Source organism: Accumulibacter sp., assembly GCF_029255145.1.
Taxonomy (GTDB): domain Bacteria; phylum Pseudomonadota; class Gammaproteobacteria; order Burkholderiales; family Rhodocyclaceae; genus Accumulibacter.
This window is the reverse complement of record NZ_JAPUVQ010000035.1, coordinates 1-9,042: the sequence shown is the minus strand read 5'-3', so window position 1 is coordinate 9,042 and position 9,042 is coordinate 1. Positions and strand designations below refer to the sequence as shown.

10 protein-coding genes are annotated in these 9,042 nt (G+C 65.4%); 2 read left to right on the top strand and 8 right to left on the bottom strand.

From position 1 onward, the window contains the following. The coding region (locus Q1L50_RS03710; protein WP_300335997.1) for a response regulator at positions 1–746 on the top strand (746 nt) is incomplete at its 5' end. A gap of 66 nt (positions 747–812) precedes the next feature. Beyond that, positions 813–1,253, top strand: a complete 441-nt coding sequence (locus Q1L50_RS03705; protein ID WP_300335996.1) for a thioredoxin family protein — start codon at positions 813–815, stop codon at positions 1,251–1,253. 33 nt (positions 1,254–1,286) lie between these two features. On the opposite strand, the gene Q1L50_RS03700 is transcribed toward Q1L50_RS03705, so the two are convergent. From Q1L50_RS03700 to Q1L50_RS03665, 8 genes are all read right to left on the bottom strand, one after another. Continuing rightward, positions 1,287–2,201 carry an MBL fold metallo-hydrolase gene (locus tag Q1L50_RS03700; protein ID WP_300335995.1) on the bottom strand — a complete coding sequence of 305 codons (915 nt, stop codon included), beginning with the start codon at positions 2,199–2,201 and terminating at the stop codon, positions 1,287–1,289. Continuing rightward, entirely contained in the window at positions 2,201–2,392 is a 192-nt protein-coding gene (locus Q1L50_RS03695; RefSeq protein WP_300335993.1) for a DUF1289 domain-containing protein, read from the bottom strand. The genes Q1L50_RS03700 and Q1L50_RS03695 overlap by 1 nt, the downstream gene beginning before the upstream one ends. A gap of 2 nt (positions 2,393–2,394) precedes the next feature. Continuing rightward, positions 2,395–2,619, bottom strand: a complete 225-nt coding sequence (locus Q1L50_RS03690; RefSeq protein WP_300335991.1) for a DUF1289 domain-containing protein — start codon at positions 2,617–2,619, stop codon at positions 2,395–2,397. Beyond that, entirely contained in the window at positions 2,616–3,572 is a 957-nt protein-coding gene (locus Q1L50_RS03685; RefSeq protein WP_300335989.1) for a hydroxymethylglutaryl-CoA lyase, read from the bottom strand. The genes Q1L50_RS03690 and Q1L50_RS03685 overlap by 4 nt, the downstream gene beginning before the upstream one ends. A 1-nt stretch (position 3,573) precedes the next feature. Continuing rightward, on the bottom strand, positions 3,574–5,610 hold the full coding sequence (locus Q1L50_RS03680; protein ID WP_300335987.1) for an acetyl/propionyl/methylcrotonyl-CoA carboxylase subunit alpha: 2,037 nt from the start codon (positions 5,608–5,610) through the stop codon (positions 3,574–3,576). A gap of 109 nt (positions 5,611–5,719) precedes the next feature. After that, on the bottom strand, positions 5,720–6,514 hold the full coding sequence (locus Q1L50_RS03675) for an enoyl-CoA hydratase/isomerase family protein (protein WP_300335985.1): 795 nt from the start codon (positions 6,512–6,514) through the stop codon (positions 5,720–5,722). Between the two features lie 9 nt (positions 6,515–6,523). Then, entirely contained in the window at positions 6,524–8,149 is a 1,626-nt protein-coding gene (locus Q1L50_RS03670) for a carboxyl transferase domain-containing protein (RefSeq protein WP_300335984.1), read from the bottom strand. Continuing rightward, positions 8,149–8,751 carry a 2-hydroxychromene-2-carboxylate isomerase gene (locus Q1L50_RS03665; RefSeq protein ID WP_300335983.1) on the bottom strand — a complete coding sequence of 201 codons (603 nt, stop codon included), beginning with the start codon at positions 8,749–8,751 and terminating at the stop codon, positions 8,149–8,151. The genes Q1L50_RS03670 and Q1L50_RS03665 overlap by 1 nt, the downstream gene beginning before the upstream one ends. Between the last annotated feature and the right edge of the window lie 291 nt (positions 8,752–9,042).

The following is a 9,042-nucleotide window of genomic DNA, read 5'->3' as shown; positions in this document are numbered from 1 at the left end:
GCGTCGAGGCCGAACGCCAGGCCGCCGTGGAGGCCGCCCGCGTCGAGGCCGAACGCCAGGCCGCCGTGGAAGCCGCCCGCGTCGAGGCCGAACGCCAGGCCGCCGTGGAGGCCGCCCGCGTCGAGATCGAGCGCCAGGCCGCCGTGGAGGCCGCCCGCGTCGAGGCCGAACGCCAGGCCGCCGTGGAAGCCGCCCGCATCGAGATCGAGCGCCAGGCTGTGGAAGAGGCCCTGCGTCAGGAAGAAGCGGAGCGTCTGGCCGTTGAGGAAGCCATCGCTCGCGAGACCGAGCGCCAGGCATCGGAGGAAGCCGCGCGCCGCGAGGCCGCGAGCGCTGCGCCCGTTGAACCAGGCAAGGCCAAGACTCCCGGGCAAACGGTGGTAATGATCGCCGACGATTCAAAAGTCGTCCGCGTCAAGACGGGCAGGCTGCTCACCGCGAATCAGTATCAGGTCCTGATGGCCGAAGACGGACTCGACGCAGCGCAGAAAATTGCTGATTCACTACCCGATGTTCTGGTAACGGACGTGGATATGCCCGGAATGACCGGTCTGCAACTGGTGCGGCAACTACGCGGCAATGCACGCACGGCGCACATTCCGATCATCATGGTGACCTCCGACAGTGATGACTTGCGCAGCGAAGCAGACGCGGCCGGCGTCGACGTGCTGCTCGGAAAACCGTACCCCGAAGAGCAGCTGATTGCGCACATTCAGCGGCTGGTGGTCGGTCGCAACGGCGCTTGAGCACGTGCCGACGGCGGCCTGCTCGTCGACGCGCATGAACCGGCAGCGCGGAGCACCAAACGCACCATGAAACCCGTACCGGTGCAGCAGGAGAACACTGACCCGACGGCCGGCGAATTCGTCGTCGTCTGCCTGTGTGCCGAGTGGTGTGGCGTTTGCCGTGAATACCGCGACGGCTTCAAGGAAGTTGCCAGACAGTTTCCGGCGGCGGCGTTTCACTGGCTGGATATTGAGGAACACGCGGACGAGCTGGGCGATCTGGACGTGGAGAACTTCCCGACGCTGCTGATCAAACGTCGGCAATGGACGCTCTTCTTTGGCACCATGCTGCCGACACCGAGTCACCTGCGGCGAACGCTGGAGGCCTTCCTGGAGCAAACCGCAGAACAATGTCAGAAGTACGTATCGTCAGGCGTGGAGCGACGCTGCTGGCAGGAAGACCTCGACCTGCAGCGGCTTGGGAAAGACGAGCTGCGTCGCATCTGTAGCCGCGCGGGAGCGTTCTAGTCCTTCCGCAACCGAGCTATACCCGCGCCACCGCTAGACGGCGACCAGCATTCCCTGTTCGTCACGCAGGGTCCCGACGCGGATCAGGTCTCGGGCCAGCTCATGCGCCAGGACCGCGTTGTCGAGCTTGAGGTAGCGTGCGTTGACGCTCTGGCAAAAGCTCAAACGGGACAGGAAAGCGGGAAGGTCGGCGCGCGGCAGCTGCCGCCTCTCCAACAGGGCAAAGGCCAGGATGACCTTCAACGCGTGTCGAACCAACAAGTCGATATCCTGCTCGAAGGCAGCCAGCCGCCGGTAGGCGCGCTCAAAAGCATCGTCGACCTCGACAAAGGGTGCTCCATGGCCGGGAATCACCACCTCGACCGGCAGACGCGCCAGCGCGTCGAGCGTTTCGCGCGCGGCCTTGAGGCCGCCACCATCCTCGGGATGACCCAGCAGTTCGGAAAAAATGACGCCAAAGCCGTTACGCCACAAGGCGTCACCCGAGATCAGGATGCGCCGCTCCGGGTTGTGAAAAGCGAGCGCATCCATGTCGTGGCCGGGAACCGCAATCGCCCGCCAATTGAGGCCGCCGAGTTCGCGCTCGTCGCCGGCGGCGATCGTCGCATCGTGACGGAAGCGCGCCGCAGACTGGCCCAGTGGCGAGAGCAGCAGCGCTTCTTCGTCCCACTCGGCGATCGTCGCGTCGATCCCCTGCGGAACGATCACCCGGCAGCCAAAAGCGTCGGTCACCGCAGCGTTGCCACCGATGTGGTCGGAATGCGAATGGGTGTTCAGCAGCCGGGTGAGCCGGCGACCGCCAAGCGCGTGCTGGAGCAGCGCCACCGTCTGGCTAGCATGGCTGACGTAACCGCTGTCGATCAGCGCCGCCTGGTCGCCTTCGAGAAAAACGATATTGTTCGACGACAGCCAGCCACGTTCCAGAACCAGCAGACTGCCGGGCAGCATCAGGACTTGCCCGGCGAGTCGCCGTCCAGTCCCGCATCGATGATCCGCAGCGAGCGCGCCTCCTCGACGACGATTCCCTGGCCAGCCTCCGATGCCGGCTCTGGCGGACGACCACAGCCGAGGCAGTAACCGGAATCGGGGTCGAACATGCAGACGCCGACGCAAAGATAGCCGTCTTCAGTTCCGCTCATGGTCAGTGCTCGCAATCACCACGAAACTCGCCGCCGGACGAACAACCCGCTGGATCGTGATCGACACGCCGACGCTCTACGGCCAGCAGAATGTGCGCGCGTTGCGCATCCGCCGCAGCGCTCCAGGCAGCGATTTCTTCAATCGTCCGAAAGCACCCGAGACAGAAACCCGTTTGATCGTCCATCCGGCAGACGTTGATACACGGCGAGGCGACCACTTGCGTCAAGATACACTCCTTTCCACCCGGACGCCGGCCGAGCCCGGAGCCTGCCGGGCGAGCAGCGCACGGGCAGCCTTCGAGCCGGATTCGCGGCCCAGGTAGCGCGAAACGAACTGACCGGCGGCGAGCAAGCCGTCGAGATCGACCCCGGTTTCGATCGCCAGCCCGCGCAGCAGATAGACGACGTCTTCGGTCGCCACGTTGCCGCTGGCGCCGGCCGCGTAAGGACAGCCCCCGAGGCCGGCGATCGAGCTGTCGAACACCGCCATGCCCATTTCGAGCGAGGCGTAGATGTTGGCGATGGCCATCCCGTAAGTGTCGTGGTAATGCCCTGCCAGGCGTTCGATCGGTACCACCGCCGCACAGGCCTCGATCATCCGCTTGATCGCGGTCGGCGTCCCGGCGCCGATGGTGTCGCCGAGCGAGACCTCGTAGCAACCCATGTCAAGCAGCCGCCTGGCCACCCAGGCGGCTCGCTGCGGGTCGACGTCGCCCTCGTACGGACAGGCGACGACGCAGGAGACGTAGCCACGCACCGGGATATCGAGCGCGCTGGCAGCATCCACCACCGCAGCGAAGCGCTTCAGACTCTCGGCAATGCCGCAGTTGATGTTCTTCTGAGAGAAGGTTTCCGAAGCCGCGCCGAAGATCGCAACTTCCTGCGCACCGGCTTCGATCGCCGCATCGAAACCCTTGAGGTTGGGAGTCAGCACCGGGTAGGAGACCTGCGGCCGGTACCGCGGGCTGGCGAGCACCGCGCGCAGCACTTCGGCGTTGTCGCCCATCTGCGGCACCCAGCGCGGCGAGACGAAGGACGTGGCCTCGATCACCGACAGCCCGGCGTCGGCCAGGCGTTCGATCAGTTCGACCTTGATCGCCGCCGGAACGATCTGCGACTCGTTCTGCAGGCCATCACGAGGGCCAACCTCGACCAGCTTCACTCTCGTCGGGAACGCCATTTCACTTCTCCGCTGCGAAGTCGACCAGTTCGGCACCGTCCACGACCTGTTCGCCGGCCGCGTAACAGAAAGCCTTGACGGTGCCGTTCTTGGGTGCGGTGATGGTATGTTCCATCTTCATCGCTTCGAGGATCAACAGCGGCGTACCCTTGTCCACCCGCTGGCCGACCACTGCCAGCAAGGCGACAACCTTGCCCGGCATCGGCGCAGTCAGACCGCCACCGTGTGTACCACCGGCTTCGACCAGATGCAGCGGGTCGTCGCGCTGGATGACGTAGTTGGTGCCGTTGAGGAAAACGTGGCGCTTCTGTTCCTGCCTTTCGGTGACCGCGACGACGCTGGCCACCAGGCGGCGATCGTCCAGCTCGACCGCGAGTTGCCCGGCAAAACGGCCGCTGTCGAGAAAGCGGCCGCGTGCCAGCACCGATTCGTTACCCAGCGTCAATCGCCAGCCGTCCGCCTCGTAGGCGACGATGACCTCGTGCAGAGTGTCGCCGGTGCGATAGGTGAGCGTCCGCCGCGCCTGGATGTTCAGCCGCCAGCCGTCGTGCGAACTCCACGGCGACCACGGGTCACCCGAGTGGCTGGCCCTGGCGAGCGCCGCCGCCTGATCGCGCAGCAGGCCGGCGACGGCGGCGATGAAGAACACATTCTTCGGCGGTTCGCTGTGCGCCGGAAAGAGGAAGTCGCGACTACGCTCGATCAGGCCGGTGTCGAGATCGGCATTGGCAAAGGCCGGACAGACGACCAGGCGCGACAGGAAGTCGACGTTGGTGTTCACCCCGACGATGCGGTAGTCGGCCAGCGCTTGCCACATCCGCGCCAGCGCCGCGTCGCGGTCGACGTCCCAGACGATCAGCTTGGCGATCATCGGGTCATAGTACGGGGTGATCTCGTCGCCCTCTTCAATTCCCGTATCGACGCGAACGTTGAGGCTCTGTGCCGGCGGCGAGAGATGCACCAGACGCCCGGTAGACGGCAGGAAATCCTGCTCGGGATTCTCGGCGTAGATCCGTGCCTCGAGCGCATGGCCGCGGATGTCCAGCTGATCCTGGCGGAGTGGCAGCGGCTCGCCGCTGGCAACCCGCAACTGCCATTCGACCAGGTCCTGGCCGGTGATCATCTCGGTTACCGGATGCTCGACCTGCAGGCGGGTATTCATCTCCATGAAGTAGAAAGCGCCGTCGTGCGCAAAGGTGTCGCTGGCGATGAACTCGACGGTGCCGGCGCCTACGTAGCCGACCGCCCTGGCAGCATCCACCGCTGCCTGCCCCATCGCCGCACGGCGCGCGGCCGTCATTCCCGGTGCCGGCGCCTCCTCGAGGACCTTCTGGTGGCGACGCTGGACCGAGCAATCGCGCTCGAAAAGATAGACGCAATTGCCCTGGGTATCGGCGAAAACCTGTAATTCGATATGCCGCGAACGGCTGAGATATTTCTCGATCAGCACCTTGTCCGACGCGAACGACGAAATCGCCTCGCGCTGGCAAGAAGCGAGCGCGGCGGAAAAATCCTGGCTGCACTCGACCAGCCGCATGCCCTTGCCACCGCCACCAGCGGCCGCCTTGATCAGCACCGGGTAGCCGATGGCGTCGGCCTGTTGCTGCAGCACAGCGGGGTCCTGGTCGTCGCCGTGGTAGCCCGGCGTCACCGGGACGCCGGCAGCGCTCATGATCGCCTTGGCCGCCGACTTCGAACCCATGGATCTGATCGCGTCCGCCGGCGGACCGATGAAGACGATTCCCGCGGCCGCGCAGGCGTCGGCAAAGCGGTCGTTCTCGGAAAGGAAACCGTAGCCCGGATGGACGGCCTGCGCACCGGTCCGCCTGGCGGCATCGAGGATCCGTTCGCCGACCAGATACGATTCGCGGGCGGCAGCCGGCCCGATGCACACGGCCTCGTCGGCCATCCGCACGTGCCGGGCGTTGGCATCGGCCTCGGAATACACGGCGACGGTACGCACGCCCATACGGCGCGCCGTCTTGATCACCCGACAGGCAATTTCACCGCGATTGGCAATCAGAATCTTTGTAAACATCGAAGTACCTTTCGCCCCCACGCCGCTCGCGCGCCGTGCAGGCAGGGTCACCAGTCAAATGCTGCCAGCTGCCGGGAGCCAGATTCCGAACTCGGGGCGCCCTGGCAGATCACTCGGCAAGCCAGTTCGGCCGCCGCTTTTCGAGAAAGGCCGCCAGGCCTTCCTGGCCTTCGGAGCTGGCCCGGACACGCGTGATGCGCTGCGCGGTCTCGGCTATCGTCTGCTCGTCGATCGGTTGGCCGGCGACCACCCGGATCAGCGACTTGCATTCGGCCTGCGCTTTCGGGCCATTGCCGAGGAGACTGTCGAGAATCTCGCCGATCGCCTCGTCGAGTTGCTCGTCGCCGGGGACGATCTCGTGCAGCAAGCCGATTCGGTACGCCTCGGCAGCCGAAAAGCGCTCGGCGGTAAGCATGTAACGGCGGCTGTAGCGCTCGCCGATCGCCGCCAGCACGTAGGGGCTGATCACCGCCGGAACGATTCCGAGCTTCACTTCGCTGAGCGCGAAGACCGCGTCGTAGCTGCCGACCGCGATGTCGCAGGCGGCGATCAGGCCGACGCCGCCGCCGTAAGCCGGACCCTGGACGCGGGCGATGGTCGGTTTCGAGAGCTCGTTGAGCGTTGACAGCAGCTCGGCCAGGCGGTGGGCGTCGCGCAGGTTTTCCTCCGGCGAGTAGCCGGCGGCAGCGCGCATCCAGTTCAGGTCGGCACCCGCGCAGAAGCTCTTGCCGGTAGACGAGAGCACCACCGCGCGAACGTTCTCGTCGGCCTCGAGTTCAAGCAGCCCGACGGTGATCTCGGTGATCAGTTCCTCGTCGAAGGCGTTGTGACGGTACGCCTTGTTCAGGGTCAGGATGCCGACGGCGCCGTCGACCTCGGTAATTATCGATTGGTAGTCGCTCATCAATGGCCCTTACATCCGGAAAATGCCGAACTTCGTCGCTTCGGCTTCGGCGTTCATTGCCGCCGACAAGCCGAGACCGAGGACGCGACGGGTATCGGCAGGGTCGATCACGCCATCGTCCCACAAGCGCGCGCTGGCGTAGTAGGGGTGACCCTGAGCCTCGTACTGCTCACGGATCGGCGCCTTGAAAGCCTCCTCGTCGACCGCGCTCCAGGTCTTGCCGGCGGCTTCGAGGCCGTCGCGTCGGACCGTCGCCAGAACGGCCGCCGCCTGCTCGCCACCCATCACCGAAATGCGCGCGTTCGGCCACATCCACAGGAAGCGCGGCGAATAGGCGCGGCCGCACATGCCGTAGTTGCCGGCACCGAACGAGCCGCCGATCACGATGGTGAATTTCGGCACCCTGGCGCACGCCACGGCGGTGACCATCTTGGCCCCGTCACGGGCAATGCCGCCGTTTTCGTACTTGCGCCCGACCATGAAGCCGGTGATGTTCTGCAGGAACAGCAGCGGGATGCCGCGCTGCGTGCAGAGCTCGATGAAATGGGCTGCCTTCAGCGAGGATTCGGAAAACAGGATGCCGTTGTTGGCGACGACGCCGATCGGATAGCCCCAGACGCGCGCGAAGCCGCAGACGATGGTCGTCCCGTAGCGCGCCTTGAACTCGTCGAAGTCCGAGCCGTCGACGATCCGGGCGATGATTTCGCGAACGTCGAAGGGCTTCTTGGTGTCGGTTGGAATCACCCCGTACAGTTCGTCGGCCGGGTACAGCGGTGCGCGCGGCTCGCTCAGACTCAGCGGCGGCCGCTTGCGCCAGTTGAGGTTGCCGACGATGCGGCGGGCGATCGCCAGCGCGTGCGCATCGTTCTCGGCGTAGTGATCGGCGACGCCCGAGATCCGTGTGTGAACGTCGGCGCCACCGAGGTCTTCGGCGGTCACCACCTCGCCGGTCGCGGCCTTGACCAGCGGCGGGCCGCCGAGAAAGATCGTCCCCTGATCCTTGACGATGATCGACTCGTCGGACATCGCCGGCACGTAAGCGCCGCCGGCGGTGCACGAGCCCATCACCGCGGCGATCTGCGGGATGCCGGCGGCCGACAGATTGGCCTGGTTGTAGAAAATGCGACCGAAATGCTCCTTGTCGGGAAAGACGTCTTCCTGCATCGGCAGGAAAGCGCCACCCGAGTCGACCAGATAGATGCACGGCAGGCGGTTCTCGCCGGCGATTTCCTGCGCGCGCAAGTGCTTCTTGACGGTCAGCGGGTAGTAGGTGCCACCCTTGACCGTCGCGTCGTTGGCAACGATCATGCACTCGACGCCGTTGACCCGGCCGATGCCGGTGATCAACGACGCCGCCGGTACCTCGAATGGATTCGCCGTCTTGCCACCATACATCCCGTAGGCGGCGAGCTGCGAAAGCTCGACGAAAGGCGAACCGGGATCGATCAGGGCATTGACGCGCTCGCGCGGCAGCAGCTTGCCGCGCGCCAGGTGTTTTTGGCGCGCCGCTTCGGGACCGCCAAGGGCGATCCGGGCGACCGTCGCGCGCAGATCGGAAACGACGAAGCGCATCGCTTCATGATTGGCCTTGAATTCCGTGCTGCGCGCGTTGATCTGGGTTTGCAGGACAGACATCAGAAACCTCCACAGGCCAGCCAGCGTTCGAGCTGCGGCAGCCGGTCAACCCCGAAAAAAGGCTCGCCATCGACGACGACATACGGCGATCCGAAGACGCCCTTGGCCAGCGCCGAATCGACCTCGGCTTTCAGGCGCTCCTTCAGCGCCGGCCCGGCGAGCGCCTTGGCCAGCGTAGCACGGTCGGCGCCGTGCCCGGCGGCCAGATCGAGAACCACGTCGAGGTCGGAAACGTCGCGCCCCTCGACGTAAAGCGCGCGAAACACCGAGTGCGCGAAGGCCCGGGCCGTTTCGCCGTCCTGATCGTGCAGCCAGTAGCAGGCACGTGCCGCGTGCTGCGTGGCGAGGGGAAAGTTCGCCGGATGCGCATAGGGCACGTCAAGGAAACGCGCCGAGCGCGCAAAGTCGTGCAGCGAGTACTCGCCCTTGAGCGGCACCAGCGTCAGCGGCGCGGCGCCGGTCTGCTTGAACACCACACCGAGCAGGATAGGCCGCCAGCGGACCTGGCGCCCGTGGCGCTCGGCCAGCGCGTCGATCTTCTCCGACGCCAGGTAGCCGTAGGGGGACGAGAAGTCAAAGTAAAAGTCGAGGAGTTGCGGCATGGTTGGGTTCTCCCGGGGGCGTTGGCGCGTCAGGTAGGAGGTCGGCGGCTGGTGACACGACGGTGCTGAAGTCCATCGCCCGGCGACACATACGTCACTCTCCACACGCCGAGGCGGAGGAAAGCGGCACAGCGGGCAAACCGGGAACGACGTGGCCATAAGGGTACCCTAGCAGCCTGTCGGACTTCACGCTGGCTAAGCCGGCGCGTTTCACCATACGCAACAATCAAGCCGGATTTTCGTGATTTTCCGGCTTTTCCGAGGGTTTTCCCCTCATTTTCCCTACTGTGG

Excerpts from the sequence above, each read along its gene's own strand:
- Q1L50_RS03680 (WP_300335987.1), bottom strand. The coding sequence starts at position 5,610 with ATGTTTACAAAGATTCTGATTGCCAATCGCGGTGAAATTGCCTGTCGG.
- Q1L50_RS03705 (WP_300335996.1), top strand. The coding sequence starts at position 813 with ATGAAACCCGTACCGGTGCAGCAGGAGAACACTGACCCGACGGCCGGC.
- Q1L50_RS03670 (WP_300335984.1), bottom strand. The coding sequence starts at position 8,149 with ATGTCTGTCCTGCAAACCCAGATCAACGCGCGCAGCACGGAATTCAAG.
- Q1L50_RS03685 (WP_300335989.1), bottom strand. The coding sequence starts at position 3,572 with ATGGCGTTCCCGACGAGAGTGAAGCTGGTCGAGGTTGGCCCTCGTGAT.
- Q1L50_RS03700 (WP_300335995.1), bottom strand. The coding sequence starts at position 2,201 with ATGCTGCCCGGCAGTCTGCTGGTTCTGGAACGTGGCTGGCTGTCGTCG.
- Q1L50_RS03675 (WP_300335985.1), bottom strand. The coding sequence starts at position 6,514 with ATGAGCGACTACCAATCGATAATTACCGAGGTCGACGGCGCCGTCGGC.
- Q1L50_RS03695 (WP_300335993.1), bottom strand. The coding sequence starts at position 2,392 with ATGAGCGGAACTGAAGACGGCTATCTTTGCGTCGGCGTCTGCATGTTC.
- Q1L50_RS03665 (WP_300335983.1), bottom strand. The coding sequence starts at position 8,751 with ATGCCGCAACTCCTCGACTTTTACTTTGACTTCTCGTCCCCCTACGGC.